This is a genomic window from Brevibacillus sp. FSL K6-2834 (assembly GCF_038592925.1).
Taxonomy (GTDB): domain Bacteria; phylum Bacillota; class Bacilli; order Brevibacillales; family Brevibacillaceae; genus Brevibacillus; species Brevibacillus borstelensis.
The window spans coordinates 4,420,376-4,437,976 of sequence record NZ_CP151945.1 but is presented as its reverse complement, the minus strand read 5'-3'; the positions used below and the strand labels follow the sequence as shown (position 1 = coordinate 4,437,976).

Annotated in this window: 17 protein-coding genes and 1 pseudogene; 7 read left to right on the top strand and 11 right to left on the bottom strand. The window is 51.0% G+C overall.

The window, feature by feature from the left end:
- Window positions 1–17 precede the first annotated feature (17 nt).
- Together NST96_RS21700 and NST96_RS21695 are read left to right on the top strand one after the other, a co-directional pair.
- Window positions 18–281 (top strand): annotated as a pseudogene (locus NST96_RS21700) (helix-turn-helix domain-containing protein); the annotation flags it as partial.
- 78 nt (window positions 282–359) lie between these two features.
- Window positions 360–830: a DMT family transporter gene (locus NST96_RS21695; RefSeq protein ID WP_342404572.1), complete on the top strand. Its 471-nt coding sequence runs from the start codon at window positions 360–362 to the stop codon at window positions 828–830.
- Window positions 831–969: 139 nt separating this feature from the next.
- Here the strand turns inward: NST96_RS21695 and NST96_RS21690 are convergent, their stop codons facing one another.
- Entirely contained in the window at window positions 970–1,212 is a 243-nt protein-coding gene (locus NST96_RS21690; protein ID WP_024983122.1) for a hypothetical protein, read from the bottom strand.
- Window positions 1,213–1,369: 157 nt separating this feature from the next.
- On the opposite strand from NST96_RS21690, the gene NST96_RS21685 reads away from it, so the two are divergent.
- Window positions 1,370–2,953, top strand: coding sequence for an alkaline phosphatase family protein (locus tag NST96_RS21685; RefSeq protein ID WP_339185684.1), 1,584 nt, complete (start codon window positions 1,370–1,372; stop codon window positions 2,951–2,953).
- A 76-nt stretch (window positions 2,954–3,029) separates the two neighbouring features.
- Here NST96_RS21685 and NST96_RS21680 read toward each other — a convergent pair whose 3' ends face one another.
- The 3 genes from NST96_RS21680 to NST96_RS21670 all read right to left on the bottom strand — a co-directional run bounded on the left by NST96_RS21680 (window position 3,030) and on the right by NST96_RS21670 (window position 6,218).
- Entirely contained in the window at window positions 3,030–3,227 is a 198-nt protein-coding gene (locus NST96_RS21680) for a hypothetical protein (RefSeq protein WP_081607785.1), read from the bottom strand.
- A 204-nt stretch (window positions 3,228–3,431) separates the two neighbouring features.
- The gene (locus NST96_RS21675; RefSeq protein WP_342404568.1) at window positions 3,432–4,406 is read right to left on the bottom strand and encodes a globin-coupled sensor protein; all 975 of its coding nucleotides are present in this window, start codon (window positions 4,404–4,406) and stop codon (window positions 3,432–3,434) included.
- Between the two features lie 351 nt (window positions 4,407–4,757).
- Window positions 4,758–6,218: an IS1182 family transposase gene (locus NST96_RS21670; RefSeq protein ID WP_327927883.1), complete on the bottom strand. Its 1,461-nt coding sequence runs from the start codon at window positions 6,216–6,218 to the stop codon at window positions 4,758–4,760.
- Between the two features lie 553 nt (window positions 6,219–6,771).
- On the opposite strand from NST96_RS21670, the gene katA reads away from it, so the two are divergent.
- A complete protein-coding gene (gene katA, locus NST96_RS21665; protein ID WP_024983459.1) occupies window positions 6,772–8,235 on the top strand; it encodes a catalase KatA in 1,464 nt (487 codons plus the stop codon).
- Between the two features lie 231 nt (window positions 8,236–8,466).
- Here katA and NST96_RS21660 read toward each other — a convergent pair whose 3' ends face one another.
- Together NST96_RS21660 and NST96_RS21655 are read right to left on the bottom strand one after the other, a co-directional pair.
- Window positions 8,467–8,700 carry a sulfurtransferase TusA family protein gene (locus NST96_RS21660; protein WP_024983458.1) on the bottom strand — a complete coding sequence of 78 codons (234 nt, stop codon included), beginning with the start codon at window positions 8,698–8,700 and terminating at the stop codon, window positions 8,467–8,469.
- Window positions 8,701–8,868: 168 nt separating this feature from the next.
- The gene (locus NST96_RS21655) at window positions 8,869–9,939 is read right to left on the bottom strand and encodes a YeeE/YedE family protein (protein ID WP_031931936.1); all 1,071 of its coding nucleotides are present in this window, start codon (window positions 9,937–9,939) and stop codon (window positions 8,869–8,871) included.
- A 211-nt stretch (window positions 9,940–10,150) separates the two neighbouring features.
- Here NST96_RS21655 and NST96_RS21650 point away from each other — a divergent pair, with 211 nt between their 5' ends.
- Window positions 10,151–11,044, top strand: a complete 894-nt coding sequence (locus NST96_RS21650; RefSeq protein ID WP_024983456.1) for an AEC family transporter — start codon at window positions 10,151–10,153, stop codon at window positions 11,042–11,044.
- 240 nt (window positions 11,045–11,284) lie between these two features.
- Here the strand turns inward: NST96_RS21650 and NST96_RS21645 are convergent, their stop codons facing one another.
- The 3 genes from NST96_RS21645 to NST96_RS21635 all read right to left on the bottom strand — a co-directional run bounded on the left by NST96_RS21645 (window position 11,285) and on the right by NST96_RS21635 (window position 12,610).
- Window positions 11,285–11,479: a hypothetical protein gene (locus NST96_RS21645; RefSeq protein WP_024983455.1), complete on the bottom strand. Its 195-nt coding sequence runs from the start codon at window positions 11,477–11,479 to the stop codon at window positions 11,285–11,287.
- 65 nt (window positions 11,480–11,544) lie between these two features.
- Complete coding sequence (locus tag NST96_RS21640) at window positions 11,545–11,907, bottom strand: cupin domain-containing protein (protein WP_024983454.1); 363 nt, start codon at window positions 11,905–11,907, stop codon at window positions 11,545–11,547.
- A 175-nt stretch (window positions 11,908–12,082) separates the two neighbouring features.
- Window positions 12,083–12,610, bottom strand: a complete 528-nt coding sequence (locus NST96_RS21635; protein WP_342404563.1) for a superoxide dismutase family protein — start codon at window positions 12,608–12,610, stop codon at window positions 12,083–12,085.
- 392 nt (window positions 12,611–13,002) lie between these two features.
- Here NST96_RS21635 and NST96_RS21630 point away from each other — a divergent pair, with 392 nt between their 5' ends.
- Entirely contained in the window at window positions 13,003–15,153 is a 2,151-nt protein-coding gene (locus NST96_RS21630) for a M28 family metallopeptidase (protein WP_342404561.1), read from the top strand.
- 170 nt (window positions 15,154–15,323) lie between these two features.
- On the opposite strand, the gene NST96_RS21625 is transcribed toward NST96_RS21630, so the two are convergent.
- Entirely contained in the window at window positions 15,324–15,728 is a 405-nt protein-coding gene (locus tag NST96_RS21625) for a hypothetical protein (RefSeq protein WP_003389633.1), read from the bottom strand.
- 167 nt (window positions 15,729–15,895) lie between these two features.
- On the opposite strand from NST96_RS21625, the gene NST96_RS21620 reads away from it, so the two are divergent.
- A complete protein-coding gene (locus NST96_RS21620) occupies window positions 15,896–16,114 on the top strand; it encodes a hypothetical protein (RefSeq protein WP_003389632.1) in 219 nt (72 codons plus the stop codon).
- Between the two features lie 337 nt (window positions 16,115–16,451).
- Here NST96_RS21620 and NST96_RS21615 read toward each other — a convergent pair whose 3' ends face one another.
- Window positions 16,452–17,534: a suppressor of fused domain protein gene (locus NST96_RS21615; RefSeq protein ID WP_122958475.1), complete on the bottom strand. Its 1,083-nt coding sequence runs from the start codon at window positions 17,532–17,534 to the stop codon at window positions 16,452–16,454.
- Between the last annotated feature and the right edge of the window lie 67 nt (window positions 17,535–17,601).

The window sequence follows — 17,601 nt, the reverse complement described above, 5'->3', positions numbered from 1 at the left end:
TAAAGGGTGAACAGGGGAATCGGATGCACCCCGTGGAAGTGAGATTGGCCAGTTATCTGTTGTCTGTCTGCTTTGATGCAGCCGATTCCCGGTTTCAAGGGCAATTGAGCACAGCCAGTCTGAGGGATGCCGCGAACTTAATCGGAACCAGCTACCGACATCTGAACAGGGTCATCCGGCAGTTTTGCACGGAGGGTCTGATCGAACGCAGCAAAGAGTACATCCTGGTTGCGGACAAGGAAGGGGTAAGAGCGCTGGCAGGCGATAATATTTACGAATAGACACATGGCAATAGGCTTCAGAAGAGCAGGGCGGCGATCAATCATCATCCAGGGTGCAATCACGGGAGAGGAAAGCGTATGATATCGGGACGGATACTTGCAGTTCTCGCAGGTTCGCTGGTCAGTCTGCAAAATATTTTCAACAGCAAGGTAAATGAACGAGCGGGATCCTGGGCAACCACGGCGCTCGTATTAGGCATGGGATTTTTGGCTTCGCTTGTGATCGGTCTGCTATTTGAAGGCGCAGAGCTGTCTGTCTTGGAAAAGATGCAGCCCTGGTACTGGTTTAGCGGTTTGATCGGAGTTGGAGTAGTCATTTGTCTGGTGCAGGGGATCAGGCTGCTCGGCCCAACGTACGCCAGCTCGGTCGTTTTGTCAGCGCAGCTCGGATTTGCGTTATTGTGGGTCTCTCTAGGCTGGTTCGGTTTGGAGCAAGTCCCGTTTACTTTCAAACAGGTGGTCGGCGTGCTGGTCCTCGTCGGCAGTATCATCGTTTTTAAATTTGGCGGTAAATATGAGGCGCAGGAGTCGTCCAAGCAGCCAGCGTAGATGATCCGTTGAGCTTTCTCGCAGGCGATGACCTGTGTGCACATTCCGTTTTCGTTATCGGAAATAGCTGCCATCCGTTTGCCTCTTCTCCCTGGCGGTTGCGCTCAGGGATTTTTTATTGGGCAGGCGGGTACTGCCACTACAGCTTGACAGCGAACAGCCAGAGAATCACCCCAGCCACGGCAGCACCTAGCAGGAGCAGCACCGCCCATTTTGTGCTATTTCCCTGCTGCTTTGCTTGTACTTGTTCCTGACCCTGGTTCTTTTCTTGTTCCTTTGGTTGTTTCTTTCTGAACAGCAGCGGCAATTGAGAAGCGGCTATCGCGGCAATGCCCGAAAAAATCCAGAACCGCATCGTTTTCTTCGTTTCGTTGTCTTCCATGCTCTGCACCCTCCTAATAGCTTCAGTATGCGTCAAATGCCGGGAAATGTTGTAGGAGGAACGGGTTTGTCCAACCGAGTCTAAATTGACTGTATGGGCAGCATCGCTGCATAGAAATATTGCGTTGGGAAATTTTATGGTTAAAAAGGGTGGGCTCATGAAGATCAAGGATAGGGTTTCTTTATTGCTCGCCGTCAGCCTGTGCCTGTTGACCATCGGTTGCCGGACAGACCCCGGCCAGCAGCTAAACCAGCAAAGCGTCAAATCCCCGGCGTCTGCCAATCAAACGGCAAAACCCGTCATACTGATTGTCATTGATTCGTTGATGGACAAGCCATTGCAGGAAGCGATTCGGCAAGGCCGCGCCCCCGCTTTGAAGCATTTGCTAGCGAACGGGCACTACTTTCCGAAGGTCGTCAGCTCGTTTCCGACGATGTCCGTCACCATCGACAGCACTTTATTGACCGGGACATACGCAGATCGGCATCATGTTCCGGGCCTTGTCTGGTACAGCGGCAAAGAAAAGCGGATGATTTTCTATGGAAACGGCCCAAAGGAGGCCATGAAAATCGATCAGCCGCAAGTATTGATAGACTCCGTGCAGCAGTTAAACCAGGTTCAATTGAACAAGGAAACGAAAACGATTCATGAGGAGCTGGCGGAAAAGGGAAAAAAATCGGCGTCGATCAATGCGATTGTATTTCGGGGAAAAACGGAACACAGCTTGAAAGTCCCCGGCTGGATCTCAGCCGCCACTCATATGCCAGACGCATTGAACGTAACGGGACCTGAATGGCTTTCCTATGCGGCGTTTGCACAACTGGACCCGAACAACCGCCACGACCGTCTGTGGAAAAAGTACGGGATGAACAATGATTTTTCCGGTCATGACGTGGCCTATTTGATCACGAAAAAACAGCTTCCGCCTTTTACAATCGCATACTTCCCGGAGAATGACATGACCGTCCACAGAGGGGGCGTCGCCAACCTGGATGGGATAGCAAAAGCGGATCAGGCGCTGCAGGTCGCGCTTAACGCTTACGGCTCGTGGGATCGGGCGGTGAAGAACGCCGTTTGGATCGTTATGGGGGACAGTGCACAGAGCGCCGTGTACGACGACCGGGACAAAGCGACGGTCGACCTAAGACCGCTATTGGCTCCGTATCGGATCGCGAAAATCGGCCAACCGGTAAGGCCCGAGGATCAGGTTGTGATTTCCACCAACGAGCGCATGGCTTACATCTATGCGATTGATGAGAAGGTCCGGTTAGCCGACATCGTGAAGCGGCTGCAGGCCGAGGACAAGCTCGATATCATTGCCGTGAAAGACGGCAAAAACGTGCGGGTTACTGCAGGCAATACCAGCGATCAGTTTTCTTATCGTCCCGGCGGAAGATACACGGATGAGTACGGGCAAACATGGACGATATCGGGAGAACCGAAGCTGGCGGATATTGTGATTGCCAATAAGCGGATCAAATACGGGAAGTATCCGGATGTTTTGGCGAGACTGTACGGTGCGGTGCATTCTCACGAAGGAAGGTATGTTGTCGTCACGATCAAACCCGGATACGAACTGGTCACGGAAAGCTCCCCCACTCATCTCGGCGGAGGAGCTCACGGTTCGCTTCATGAAAAAGATTCGCTTGTCCCGATGATTGTAGCCGGAACAGACACCCGGCCAAAAACGCTGCGCCTCATCGATATGAAAGACTGGATTTTGCAATTGGCAAATCAGTAGAGAACAAACTCCCTCGCTGCCTGGACAGCACAGGGAGTTTGTTTGAAGCATTACAGGCTGCTCGCCCCGCGACTGATTATGCCTTTGACGGATCACCCATAAACCAGGATATATACGTGCACCGCTTGCAAATCAGGATGGCTGCCTCTTTGTTTGCCCAATCCAGCCCGAAAAAGGTAGCTCCCCGCGAGTTTAACTGTCTATAGTCCTTGTCAAACGTGTCGTTTTGACAGCACGGACAAGTGAGAATCGTCCCGCCGATTTTATATTTCAAACCCATTCACTCCCTGTCATTTGATACATAAAAATACGAAATTACCCAAAAAAAGGTTTCAAAAGGAGGCGGTCTGTGTGTCGTGGCAGTGTCCTCAAAAGGAGCGGCTTCCTCCCAAAACAAGTGATTTGGGGACTGAAGCGGAGCTTTTTGCAAAAAAGCAAGCGGCCATAGGAAATCAATGAGTCCATGGCCGCATGCCGTTTATTGGTGCTTGTTATGTAATCGGTTCGAAATCTCATCCAGCGTGTGGATGATCAAAAAGAGCTGGTCGGAGGTAGCAGCCACCTGTTCAGCAGAAACAGTGGAAAAGGCTATCTGTTGGTCAATTTTTTGCAATTGGTTGGTAATCTTCAGCAGAGATTGATGGATATGTTTGGAGGAGGCATTCGATTTATCCGCCAATTTTCGCACCTCATCCGCAACGACGGTAAAGCCGCGGCCGTGCTCGCCAGCTCTGGCAGCTTCTATGGCGGCATTGAGTCCAAGCAAGTTGGTCTGCGAAGAGACTTCCGAAACGAAGTCGCTGAGCTTTTCGATTTCTTCGTTGTGCGTTTTCAGAACATCCATGGAAAGGGCAATCGCTTCATTGCATTCGGCAAGCTTTGAAGCCGACTCGGCAAATACGGAAGAGATCCGAACGGCTTCCTGTGTCGTGGTCGTAAGCTCTGTTGCCATTTGCTCCATCCGCTGGCGATATGCCAAATTTTCTTCCATGGTATCCCCGATGTACTGCTCGAGAATGATGGCAGAATCAAAGAAAACTCGTTTGCTAAGCGCGCGATAAAAGGCATGCCCATCAGGCAAGGCTTGGATTCTTTCAGCAAACAGGCGCAAATAGAGAGAGTATCCGCCCAGAAACCAGGAAGCGGACAACCCGATCTTGGCATGGATAGCGCCTATTTTTTGCCGAGTGTGTATATAGTCAGCATCAATGACGGTAGAAGAGAGAGATTCCAGGTACCGCAGTTGTGTTTTCTTTAGTCTGTCTACAGTACTGTTGGTACGAATGAGTTGGTCGAGAATCGAGTGTCTCTCCAACTCCTGATAGAAACAGTCTACGATCTCTTCCGAGTAAGTCTGAAAAAAGTCGCGATGTGAATGCAAAAGATTCAGATCGTCTTTTGTCAGGTCATAAAACGCGAGGAGTTGGCTCCATTTGTTCTCTAGCGTAACCATGATGTGTGCCCCTTTTAGAAAAATAGAAAAATATATTCTCAAATTTTACCAGAGTTGAAAGTAGGATGAAACCCAAATTTTTCATGCACGGGGTTGTCATTCCTTCTTCTCGAACTATTCCCGAATGTTTCTGCATGCGAAACCTGATGGGTTTGGCACTGTGATTCAGCACAGTTTGGAGAATAAAATCGCAAGATCCGGGCATAATAAAAAATACGCTGTTAACAACCTTTTTCATCCCCCCGCTTTGGGAGAGGCCTGCAAAATACCTCTTTTGAGGTTTGCGGATCGGGTAACCCACACTATTTTTTACAAAAAAGGACTTTAACGAAAAATGCAGCCCATTCTCCTTTAAGAGGCGGGCTGCATTTTTTCTGCCAATTTTATCATCCGTTTTACATTTACGACGAAAGTCGTAAGTATTGCCTGTATTCGCATACGAAAGAGACCACGGTACTTGGCCTTGGTCATCCCATGATACCTTTTTAATTCAGCATTTTTGTGCTCAATAATCGATCTGCGACGAATACGTTCTTTGAACGTATCGCTGTTTTCAAACTCGATTTGCGCCTTGTAGGTTTCCGCCACGATCCGGATGGAGTAGGTCTTGCTCTTCGCTCCTGGTTTGAAACAGCCTTCCCTAAGTGGGCATGTCTTACATTTCTCCGTATCGAAGTAGAAAACGAGAGAACGACTTTTGCCACTCTTGCTTCCTTGGACAGCCTTTCGGATACTATGTTGTCCTGCCGGACAAATAACAAAGTCTGCATCCTTGTTGTACTCAAAACCTTCTTGCCTTAGCCCTCCGTTATGTACGATTGGGTTTAGTGGGACGACGGGTTGAATCTTCTTGGCTTTCATCTCGTCCAAGTTATCTTTACCCGAATATGCGGTGTCAGCAATCACTTCTTGTACTTCTATTCCTACGTCAAGCGATTGGTTCAAAAGTTGTTTGAATTGTTTTCCGTCATCCGTACTTCCTCCGGTGACCTCCACAGCCGTAATGATTTCTTCTTCGGTCATGGCAATATGCTCTTTGTAGCCAAAAAAGGATTTCGTATTACTCTTCCATCCAAAGCGTGCATCTGGATCAATGGCCGACATAATACCTTTATTGGCGAGGAGACGTTCGTCTTCCACGATGGCCTTGGCGATCTTGACCTTCTCCGAGATGGAACCCTCATGATCGGGTAACAAAGTCTCGACAGTCTCTCCAAGTTCCGCCAAGTAGTGAAGCATGATCTTCTCAGCATCCTCTTGATCTTTCTTCAACTCCGGTAACCGTGGGAGTTTCTTTTCGAGTTTTGGATGCTTTTTCACCACAACACGGAATAAGCGCTTCGCCGCATCCCGCAGTACTTCAAGCGGCTTTTGTTTTTGTGAAGCTGCCAGTGTATGGGTGGAATCCATGATGATCGTCTTTGACTTCACAAGTCCTTTTTCGATGCACTGACGTACAACTGATTTAAGCACCTCATCCACGGCTCCGGCCCCTAACCGATGATTACGAAAGCGGGATAATTGAGAGGGGTCAGGAAGGGGATCTTCTGGATTTAAACCTAAAAACCACTTATAAGCGAGGTTTACCTGCGTTTCCTGAATGATGCGTTCATCCGAAAGATTGTAGAGAACTTGTAAAAACAATAGACGAAACAGGAGTTCGGGTTCGTTAGCAGGTCTTCCGTAATGCTCACAATAAGAGGAACGAACCAACTCATGAATGAATGTGAAATCTACGATTTCATTGATTTTACGTAAAGGGTGATCCGCGGGAATTAGTTTATATAATTCGGCATGGAAGGATGCCGTGATTTGTTTAGAGGGCTGTAGCAATGGTTCCAACTCTTTCGTTTTCTTTTCATTGTACAACAAACCCAGTGTCGAAGGGGCATTGGGTTTCAGCCTGTTGAAAACCTACTGTTTCGGAGGAGAAGCATGTTTCCAGGCGGAGCGACTGGCGGAGTCCAGCCAAGCGGAACAGCGAGCCCGGGGAAACAGAAGCGCAATCTATGAGTAAACCCCGGAGCTGCGCGCCGTTTTGCGCTTCCCCCGGGATCGCTGTGGAGCGGACAGTTTCACATCCTTGCAGGACGTAGACCGGAGCGCAGATCGGAAACATGCTTCTCCCCACTACAGCTACATTCTCGATACTTAAAACCCCAGTACCTAAGGGCACTAGGGTTACGGTTTACAGATATTAGGTGGACTTTTGCAGGACTCTCCTTTGGCGGGGGCTTTTTTTTGCTTTTTTACAGCAATCATTGTAACAATTACTTATTTAAATTTATTATAAAAAAGTATTGATTTTATTTTGAGAAGTGTTATCATTTGTTTTGTAAGAACAAACTGGTGAGGTGAATAGGTGATGAGTGCAAACAAGAACAACAACCTGACGACTAGCTGGGGTACTCCGGTCGGGGACAACCAAAATTCGATGACAGCCGGTTCCCGCGGTCCCACATTGATTCAGGATGTGCATCTGCTTGAGAAATTGGCGCATTTCAACCGGGAGCGCGTGCCAGAACGGGTCGTGCATGCCAAAGGCGCCGGTGCGCATGGCTATTTTGAAGTCACAAATGACCTGACAGCGTACACCAAAGCTGCTTTCTTGTCAGAAGTAGGCAAACGTACACCTCTCTTTGTTCGCTTCTCGACGGTTGCAGGCGAGCTGGGCTCGGCCGATACAGTCCGCGACCCTCGGGGTTTTGCCGTCAAATTTTACACAGAAGAAGGCAACTATGATTTGGTAGGGAACAACACGCCTGTTTTCTTTATTCGGGACGCGATCAAGTTCCCGGATTTCATCCATACACAAAAAAGGGATCCGAAAACGCATTTGAAAAATCCGACAGCGGTATGGGACTTCTGGTCTCTTTCCCCAGAATCCTTGCATCAGGTGACGATCTTGATGTCTGACCGCGGCATCCCTGCTACTTACAGACATATGCACGGCTTTGGCAGCCATACCTTTAAATGGGTCAATGCAAAGGGAGAGTCCGTCTGGGTCAAATACCACTTCAAAACGGAACAAGGGATCAAGAATCTAACGCCCGAAACAGCGGCTCAAATTGCCGGTGAAAACCCTGACTATCATACAGAGGATCTGTTCAATGCGATTGAAAAAGGCGACTATCCTGCGTGGAGGCTATACGTGCAGATCATGCCGCTGGAGGATGCCAATACGTACCGCTTTGACCCATTTGATGTGACGAAGGTATGGTCGCAAAAAGACTATCCGCTGATCGAAGTGGGGCGCATGGTGTTGAATCGCAACCCGGAAAACTACTTTGCCGAGGTTGAGCAAGCGACATTTTCACCCGGCACGCTTGTTCCCGGCATTGAAGTGTCTCCTGACAAAATGCTGCAAGGACGCCTGTTTGCCTACCATGACGCACACCGTTACCGCGTAGGGACGAATCACCAGATGCTGCCGATCAACCGGCCGCGCAACGAGGTGAACAACTATCAACGCGACGGACAGATGCGTTTTGATCAGAACGGTGGCGGCTCGGTGTATTATGAGCCCAACAGCTTCGGCGGTCCGACGGAGGCGCCCGAGCACAAGCAAACGGCTTATCCGGTGTCAGGCTTGGCCGACAGCGTCGCCTATGATCGGGATGACCACTACACGCAGGCCGGAGATTTGTACCGGCTGATGAGCGAGGATGAGCGCGCGCGTCTGGTTCAAAATATTGTGAATGCGATGAAACCGGTGGCAAAAGAAGAAATCAAGCTTCGCCAAATCGGACACTTTTACAAAGCGGACCCCGAATACGGAACACGTGTTGCCGAGGGACTTGGCCTGTCTGTACCGGAAGAAGTGAAATAAGACGGTCGGGACTGTCTGCTTCAGCCGTTTGGCAAAGCGGGAAATAACGAAGAGGTGAAAGACGATGAACCTTCAAAAGGTGCTATGTCCGGTCTGCCAATCGGAAATCAGGTATTTGAAGCACAGCATTATTTGTGATTGCGGCATGCGGCTGAAGCCAAAACGGAAACGGGCGTAGGCAAGATAGGCGCCTTTTGAGGGTGGATACGAGAGCAAAAAGACGCGGCAGCTTCAGCCTGCCGCGCCTTTGCGTATCGTGATTTGCCACTGGGCATCATCGGTTTGTTCGAATGAGACGACCTGATGTCCGTTTTTGACGGCCCATCGGGGCAAGCTTTCTGTCGCTTGCGTGCAGTCAAAATCGATGATCAGCTCCTGTCCCGGCGCCAGCTCCCTAATGGCGCTTTCCGCTTCGACCAGCGGGAAGGGGCAAACCATGCCGATGACCTGCAAATGTTTTTTCATGCGGATTCTTCCTTTCTTAGAAGAGTATGAGGCAGTAAAAGCGTTGTGCCTGGCCGCAGCAAAGCCAGTCGGCAGCAAAGCCGGTCGCAGCAATGCTAACTGCCAAAGCCCACGGCAGTCACAGTTTCGCGAGGGTAAAGCTTACGATCGTCAGTCTGCTACCGATCGTCAAACCGCTACCGACTGGCTCGGGGCTGCTCCGCTGTTGGCTTTGCGTTTTCCGCGAATGATCACAAAATAGGTGGCAACCCAGGTGCCCAAAATGATGAACAAGGTGGCGACCCAGCCCTGCCAGGTGAACAGCGACGTGTTGACCAGCCCGTTTCCGATCGTGCAGCCGCCGGCGATACTGGCGCCGAAGCCCATGAACAGGCCGCCAAAGAAGTTGTTCCGGATCGTTTTGATGTCAGGCAGCCGCCAGCGGAACTCGCCGCTGCCCTTGGCCGCGACGTAGGAGCCAAGCGCGATGCCGATGACCAGAAATACAGCCCAGTCGAGAAATTTGATGTCGCCGGTCGTGATGTAACGCAAAAGGTTGCCGCTCGGAGTGGTAATGCCCAGTCCAAACATGCGGCCGGTAGCTTCGCTCATCGGCCATGCCGCAATGGCGATTACGCCGACGATCAGAGCGGTCACAAACGGATGCCAGCGTTTTTCAAACAGCAGATGGGCAAGCCCTGTTTTTCGCCGTTTCAACGTCGGTACGGCGAAGGACGGCTGGCGCAAATGCCTCCAGACGATCAGCCCGACGAGAACAGCAAACAAGGCGACGAGCACCCAGGGGGAAATCCCCAGAGTCGTATAGATAAACACATCCTCGCTCTTTTGTCCGGTCAAGGCATCGGAAGCCGGTTTCAAAACGCCCCATTTTGTCGCCACGGTCCCCAGCATGTAGGCGAACAGCGCGATCCAGCTGCCTAGAAGCCCTTCGCCCGCACGGTACCAGGTGCCGGTTGCGCACCCTCCGGCAAGGACGATCCCCAGGCCGAAGATAAATCCGCCTAGTGTCGCTCCGAGCCACGTGAACGGCACTTCCGAAAGCTGGATCAGGCCGAGGCCGGCCAGAGCGTAGACGCCGATGCTCTGAACGGCGATGGCAATCAAGACGGCGATGAACATGCGATTGTCCTTGACCAGAATGACATCGCGATAGGCGCCGACCACGCAAAACCGTCCCCGCTGCAAGACAAATCCGAGAGCGAGCCCGCAAAGAAGTCCCAATACAATTTTCGCTGCCATGTTCATCCTCCCCAAGCGTGGTGTTTTGATTGTAAATTATAAATACAGCAATTCCGATATGTCAAATATGAATTGTGTGGAAACTTGTTTTTGTTTCTTGCTTTGAACAACGCGTTGGAAAGGAAAACGGGCATAAGAAGAATCAGCGGTTTGCAACTTCGTCTGGTATACTATTCTCAATCAACAATCGACTCGGAAGTAGGTTGCTATCATGATCTTTTTTGAAGTCATTTTGCCCGTTCTGCTTATTTTTTTGAGCGGCTACGTCTTGCAGCGCATTTTCAAGCTGGATCTAAAACCGATCTCCACGCTTGCCATTTACGTTTTGACGACCGCCCTGGTGTTCCGCACGTTTTACAAAACCCCGCTGGATCTGCAGTTGTTTTACATTGTGATCATTTCGCTGCTGCTTCTGGCCGGATTGATCGTCATTACGCAGCTGACCGCAAGATTTTTCAAGTACGACAAGCAGCAGGAAAGCGCGTTGATGCTGTCGACGGCTTTCATGAACAGCGGAAACTACGGAGCGCCGATCATTCTTTTCGCGTTTGGGGAAACGGGCTTTCACTACGCCGTGCAAATCATGGTGTTTCATTCCATCATCATGGGCGTGTTCGGCGTCTATTTTGCTTCTCGCGGGGAAAATGGGGCGAGAACAGCGGTCAAGGCGGTATTGAAGCAGCCGTCCAATTATGCGGTCATCGTGGCGGTTGCGATGCAGCAGTTCCAGGTGGCCATTCCGGAGAGCTACTACCAGGCGATTGATCTCGTAGCGCAGGCGGCGATCCCTACCGTTATGCTGATCCTCGGGATGCAGCTGGCGAATGTATCGTCGAGCACCTTTGAATGGCAAAGCTTGAGTGTGGCCACCGTGATTCGACTGGTGGCCTCGCCGCTCCTGGCATATCTCATCTGTCTGTGCTTTCCGATTGATCCGCTATTGCAAAAGGTTCTGGTCATTCTGGCTGCTATGCCATCGGCTGCCACGACAGCGATGTATGCGATCCAGTTCAACATGCGCCCCCAATTCGTCTCCAGCAGTGTTTTGGTCACAACGTTGATAAGCGTGGGGACGCTGACGTTTTTGCTCAATATCATGCAGTAGGAAAAAAATGCCTGACATCCTGTCTGCGGCTATCGGCGGCGGGTTTGCTTCAAGCGTAAAGGTTGACATTTTACGTTTAACGTCTAAACTCGAAAAGTCTATCGTTGTTCACTTATAAAAATTGTTTGGGATTGTGGCATGCCTGTCCCGTGCTTCCCTCGCTCCGGCGGGGGATTTTTTTCGGACAAAAAATAAACTCCGCCCAAAAACTGCGGAGGTAGTAGGCATATGGCTTGCAGGCTAGCTGCTGAAAAAACCGCTGCTGGAGCGTTTCTTCTTTTTGTAATAGGAGCTGCCGTAGTAGGCATGCCCGTTTCCGTGAGGATGGCTGTGGCCTTTTCTGTGATGGTAATCGCTGCTGCTGTACTTGCGGTATTTGTGTGAATGAGTCGTTCCATGTTTGCCGAGCAGGTTGTTTAACAGTTTTTTAAACACGTTCATCACTCCCGCAGGTAATGGTTGCTCTATCCTTTACGATTGTGACGGCTGGAGGTTTCAGTCTAAATGGTATCCAGCTTGGCGACGGTCCTCTCGTTGTTCACATTTCCTGTGTTCAATGTGCTTTTCGGCTCGATCAGAATGACGTGGCATTCGCCTTCCGGTACGGACGGTTTGTGCTCCACGCCCTTGGGAACGATGATAAACTCGCCTTCCTCGACCCATTCATCCCGGTCGCGGAAATGCATCAGCAGTCTTCCTTTGACGACCAGAAAAAGCTCATCCTCATCTTCATGATGATGCCAGACGAACTCTCCCTGAAACTTGGCAAGTTTGATGTAGAAATCATTGAGGTCGCCGACAATCTTTGGACTCCAGTATTCCTGGAACAGCGCAAACTTTTGCGAAATATTGACCTTTTCCATCCCTGCACCTCTTTGGTTTATATTTGTCCACGTGCAAGTATGATTACGTTAGCCTTTTGATTATAGCACGCTGCTGATGTACCAAACGGGAGGGATTGCACTTTGACGAACAAAAACAGGCTGCCACAAAGGGCGCCTGTTCAGTTGTTTTTCGTGTATGCAGGTATCGGTATCGTTACGCTTCCCACGGCTGGATGATCCCGCAGGCCAAGCGCTTGCCGGAATTGCCTGCCGGCTGGGTGCGATAGTCGTCCGGGTTTTGATGGATGATGATCGTTTTCCCGATGATGTCTCTCACCTGGAACCGATTCGTGAAAAAGCTCATGCGGGCGTATCCATCGTTGGAGAACAGCACGGGAAAATCGCTCGCGTGATTGCCGTGGGGCTGATTCGTCGGATTCCAATGTTCTCCCGCCCGCTTGAATGGGTCCTGCGGATCGCCGATTTCGCAAGTGGTTCCATCATGTATATGGAAGCCATGGGGCCCGATTGGCTGCCGGCCCGCTGATCCCGGTCGGTAGGGAGGAAGGCCGGTTACTTCGACAAGAACGTCAGTGCCATAAGGAACTTCGGTAAATGTCACATAGCCTTGGAGAGGACCCCCTTGTATCCAGGCAATCGCCCGGGCCGGTTGAGCGTGCACTTGCTCGGAATCCGCGACTGGATAGGGATAGGGAAAGCCCTGTTCTGAATAACTGTACATAACACTCCTCCACTTTCTGTTTTTGAGACTGCCTACTGTATCTTACGGTGAGCATAGGCATTGTGTTCTGGCTTTTGAAAGGTTGCCGTTGATGACTGCCCGATTGTTTGCGATTCCGGTTTTGTCATGCTTCATCAGGAATCGAATGGAATACTTCTCACCGATAGATGAACAACTGCCATATGTCTGTCGATCAGAGAAAAAGGGTGTAGGCCCTGCGTTCTTCCTCAACCTAGGGCTACATGGAATTGCCTGCTTCTCAAGCTTTTCAACGAGTCAATAGGACAGAAGCAACTGCTGGGAATTACACCCAACAACCTATGTTTTATTGCGGATAATTTACCTACTATTATGATTAATCAGAAATTTAATGGCGGTAAGGGGGAGTCTGCTTGAGCAAGCTGGAATCTGCATCTTTATGCGCAAGGAAAGTTTCTTCGCTGTTATTGGGTCTCACTGTTGCTTCGACACTGGTCTTCACGTCAGCCGTTCCGTTGCTGACATACGCTGCATCGGCAACAGCAGCTTCAAAAACCGCAACAGGCTTTTCAGCGGAAAAAGCGGATTGGCAACTGGAGTATGAACAGACTTTTGCCCAACTGGTCAAAAAGGAATCGCTGGCCCGCTATTCCAAAGATTTGAGTGAACGCTCCTCGCTGGTGGGATCGCCCGGCAATGAGGCCAATGTAGAGTATGCCGTGCGGGAGCTGAAAAAGGCGGGGCTTCAGCCGGAAGTGAAGACCTATCATGTCTACATGTCCGTTCCCAAAAAGATTTCGGTCACGCAAACCTATCCGCAAAAACGCGAGCTGCAGGTCATCGAGAAGCTGCCCAAAGGGACGAAGCACGCAAACGAGATTGTGCCGGGATACAACGCATATTCACCCGCTGGCGAGGTGGAGGCGGAGCTTGTATACGCCAACTACGGCAGGCCCGAGGATTTCGAAGAGCTGGAAAAACGGGGCATTTCGGTAAAAGACAAGATCGTCATCACCCGCTACGGTGCCAACTTCCGCGGCGTCAAGCCGGAACAAGCGGCGAAAAGGGGAGCCGTCGGCATGCTGATGTACAGCGATCCGGCCGATGACGGGTACATAAAGGGACTCGTCTATCCGGATGGTCCATGGAGACCTGCAGACGCCATCCAGCGCGGAAGCATCCTGTACATTTTCCGATATCCGGGCGATCCGCTGACCCCGGGAGAGCCGTCAACGCCCGATGCCAAACGGATCGATCCGGCTGATGCGGATTCTCTGCCGACGATCCCGACGACTCCGATCTCTTACGGGGAGGCACGTTCCTTGCTGGAAGCGATGGAAGGAGAAGAAGCGCCGGAGTCCTGGCAGGGAGGTCTGCCGTTTACGTACAAGATCGGACCGGGGCAGACGAGAGTAAAGATTTCCCTCGACATCGATTACAAGCAGCAGCCAGTCAATGACGTGATCGTCCGCATTCCCGGGGCAAAATATCCGGAGCAAATGGTGGTGATCGGGGCTCACCGTGACACTTGGGTAAAAGGGACAAGCGACGATCTGTCGGGCTGGACGGCCACGATGGAGATTGCCCGCGTCCTCGGGGAAATGGCGAAAAAAGGCTGGCAGCCGGATCGCACGATTGTCCTGGCCGGATGGGACGGGGAGGAATACGGCTTGCTTGGCTCGGTCGAATGGGCCGAGGATGAGCGCGAGGAATTGACGAAAAACGCCGTCGCCTATATCAACATGGACGGATTGGGCGGTCAGTTCTTCGGCGCATCTGCGGTGCCTTCACTGAAGCAGCTCGTATACGAGATCACGAAAGAAGTAACAGAGCCAAGAAGCGGCATGTCGATCTACGATGATTGGTATTTGAGATCGGGACGCAAAGAGCCGGCGATTGGAAAATTGGGCAGCGGGTCGGACTACACTCCGTTTATCCAGCACCTCGGCGTGCCGTCGCTCGATATGGGGTTCGGCGCTGCTGGCGGGCTCTATCACAGCGCCTATGACAACCTTGATGCGATGGAAAGGTTTACCGATCCCGGCTATGAGCATCATGCTGCCGGTGCCCGTTTGGTCGGAATGACAGCGCTTCGCTTGGCAAATGCGGAAGTAATACCGTTCAAATACTCCGATTATGCGGCCGACGTTCGGGCAATGCTGGAGGAGCTGGCCGATAAAGGAACGCTCGGTGTCGATCTGTCTCCGGTGATCGCTCAGGCTCAGGAGTGGCAGGCTGCGGCCGCTGCACTTGAGGAGAAGGCGGCGAATATCATCGAAGACGGCGTAACCGAAGAGGAGTACGGCGATTTGGCAAAGCTGAATGCGGCACTGCTCCAGCAGGAGCGCGACCTGCTCAAGCCAGAGGGGCTGTCCGGCCGTCCGTGGTATAAGCATCAGGTATGGGCGCCGGGGCTTACGACCGGTTATGCGGCGCAGCCTCTGCCAGCCATCGCTGAGGCCCTTGAAGCCAATGATCCCGCGGCATTGCAAAAGGCGGCGGAGAAGCTGAAGGAAGTGTTGGCAAAGGCGGCAGAAACGGCTCGTTCGGTGAAAGAAGAATAGGCAAGCACTCGGGGGTGTACAGCCAAGAGGTCCGCGTGAATGCGGACCTTTTTCGTGTACCGAACCAATGTCGGGTGCGGAACCAATATCGAGTGCAAACCACTATCGAGTACCGAACCAATTTCACGGATACGCAACTAATCAAGACGGTTTTGCAAACAGGGCCAGGTTCACTCGTTTGACAGAGAGAGCGGATGGTCCGTCACGGGTGCTTTGAACAAGACAAAATCGCCGGACCACATTCTTGAAGTGATCACGATCTTTTCCGTCCCTTGCTGAAAAAAATAACCCGAGCCTTCTTGCTGTAAAAAAGTCCAGCCCGCTTTGCCCATTTCTTCGATCAGCTTGTCTTTTTCTGCTCCTCTTTGGGCAGCAATGCCGTACCAGACATAGCTTCGTTCGGTTGCCAGTTTTCTGAACCGGCCGTTTGCTTCTCGCAATTGGGATACGACCGTCTGTTTCGAAACGGATGGAAAGGGCAGTTCGGGATAAAGAAAGGCAGGGCGGTCGGCAAAAAGGAGCATGCCGCCCAATAGACAAATCAGCAAAAAGAGAAAAACTGTTTTTCTCGCCATATGTTCGCAGCTCCATTCAATCGTGGTCGGGTCATGCGATAGAAATCTTTTTACCAGCGAACCATTTGAGAACATGAGTTCGTTTGTGTACAATGTAATTTATGATGCTTGGTTCACACGATCTCTAACTTTTATATACAACATGCTCGTCAACGGAGGGATGACAATTGATCGAAACCATCATGGTTCCATTGGACAGTAAAATGCAGCGGGTGCCCGTGCTGACTTCCAAACATCTGAAGGTGTACGGCTTGCTGATCAAGGGTACGGACATAAACGAGCTTGTAGCTGACAGAAAGACGAGACATATTATAAATGAGCTGTGTCGTCTCGGGTGGGTAAAGCCTCGTGCCGAGAGGAAATATTCTTCGCAGAGATATATCTGATTTTTCAAAACTGAATTGTTTTACAAAGATTCATGAAATTTTAACACATTGCAAGAAAAACGATCACATTTATCGGATATAATGGGGGTGAAGTACACAGGAAGCATCGAAAGGGGTAAATACTCTTGAATCTGGTGTTAACGGAAGTGCAATGCAAGGAATGCAAGGCTCGGCTCACGGAGTATGAGATCGAAAACAACAACTCTGTTTGCATGGATTGCTATAAGGAGACTCAAGAAGATAATTAATCTGTTTGGATAGAAGGACCCGTCTTTGCGATTGCAGCAGAGACGGGTTTTCTTTTGCCGAGTCCATTCAAAAAGAGATTCGCCTGCATTTAAAATTTGCATTCACCATTGAAAACCAACAAATCTTTTCCGGCAGACCTCTGGATCAGCGCTTCCGACCCGTGGTTTTCGGCGAATTGTCTTTCCTCATCGGTTATCGGAATCATCCAGAGCAGGTTGACCGGGTCTTCTCCCATGTCCGGAAAAGAAATAGCAGGAGCATTCGCCGGTTGGGCGAGCAGGACAGATGTGAACCTCTCGTGAATCTGGCCGATTTCGCGGCAAGGAATAGTATGGCCGCGGGCGAAAAAGGTGAGGTATGACCAGGGCAGCGAGGTTTGCCCACTGATGTATTGCAGCATCTGCTTTTCGTTTTTGGCGAGCCACTCTGTTTCGCAGGCAAAGGCGAGCTCAAAGCGCCGTAGCCGCTCCGGTGTTTCCGTATACTGCTCGACCTTGGGCTGCGGCAGGATGGAGACGCCGAGTGTGACGACATAGGTGATCTCTTCCTTGACAATCTTGACCATCGCTTTAGGCGGCCAATGGCCACCGTCGATCGCGTAGTAGTTGTCGATCGGGCCCAGCTCTCGGGTGATGGCGTCAAGGTATTGCTGCTGCAGGTGCGTCCATGGATTCGCGTCCCAGCTTTGCCAAAACTGCTTGGCAGACTCTACGCGCTCATACAGTGCATTCGTCTCGGACGTTCCCAGCGGAAAGCACAGGTCCGACTCGCCGATGCAATCCCGGGCATAGGAAGGGTAGAAGGAACGTCCGTCGTCCGAAGGGCCGGCCCATCCGGGGATGACGCTGAGAATCTCCTCTTTGTAAAGAAGGGCGGCAGCATCGCATTCCTCAAACCAGACGATAGACAGGTGATCGGGGTCCAATCTTTCGGCACCTTCGGGATGGGCGCACAAGGCTCTCGGCAGCATCGGACCTTTGCCGCTTTCCATCGCCTCCAGATCGAGCGATTCCGGCGCTTTTTTGTAGTTTCGGACCCAGCAGGAGCGGATGCGGGCATACTCCTCGCCGGGGTAATCCCATAGGTAAAAGTAGACGCAATCGTCGTATTCTTCTACAAAGGCCTGGATAGGACAAAAGGGGGATAATTCCTCCAAAAGAATGTTTTTCATCTATTCACCTCAATAATCATGTTCTCCCAACCGATACATATATGGATTGATATACAACTTCAGGGTG

Coding starts and splice junctions, on each gene's coding strand:
- NST96_RS21695 (WP_342404572.1), top strand. CDS start 360: ATGATATCGGGACGGATACTTGCAGTTCTCGCAGGTTCGCTGGTCAGT.
- NST96_RS21690 (WP_024983122.1), bottom strand. CDS start 1,212: ATGGAAGACAACGAAACGAAGAAAACGATGCGGTTCTGGATTTTTTCG.
- NST96_RS21685 (WP_339185684.1), top strand. CDS start 1,370: ATGAAGATCAAGGATAGGGTTTCTTTATTGCTCGCCGTCAGCCTGTGC.
- NST96_RS21675 (WP_342404568.1), bottom strand. CDS start 4,406: ATGGTTACGCTAGAGAACAAATGGAGCCAACTCCTCGCGTTTTATGAC.
- katA (WP_024983459.1), top strand. CDS start 6,772: ATGAGTGCAAACAAGAACAACAACCTGACGACTAGCTGGGGTACTCCG.
- NST96_RS21660 (WP_024983458.1), bottom strand. CDS start 8,700: ATGAAAAAACATTTGCAGGTCATCGGCATGGTTTGCCCCTTCCCGCTG.
- NST96_RS21655 (WP_031931936.1), bottom strand. CDS start 9,939: ATGGCAGCGAAAATTGTATTGGGACTTCTTTGCGGGCTCGCTCTCGGA.
- NST96_RS21650 (WP_024983456.1), top strand. CDS start 10,151: ATGATCTTTTTTGAAGTCATTTTGCCCGTTCTGCTTATTTTTTTGAGC.
- NST96_RS21640 (WP_024983454.1), bottom strand. CDS start 11,907: ATGGAAAAGGTCAATATTTCGCAAAAGTTTGCGCTGTTCCAGGAATAC.
- NST96_RS21635 (WP_342404563.1), bottom strand. CDS start 12,610: ATGTACAGTTATTCAGAACAGGGCTTTCCCTATCCCTATCCAGTCGCG.
- NST96_RS21625 (WP_003389633.1), bottom strand. CDS start 15,728: ATGGCGAGAAAAACAGTTTTTCTCTTTTTGCTGATTTGTCTATTGGGC.
- NST96_RS21615 (WP_122958475.1), bottom strand. CDS start 17,534: ATGAAAAACATTCTTTTGGAGGAATTATCCCCCTTTTGTCCTATCCAG.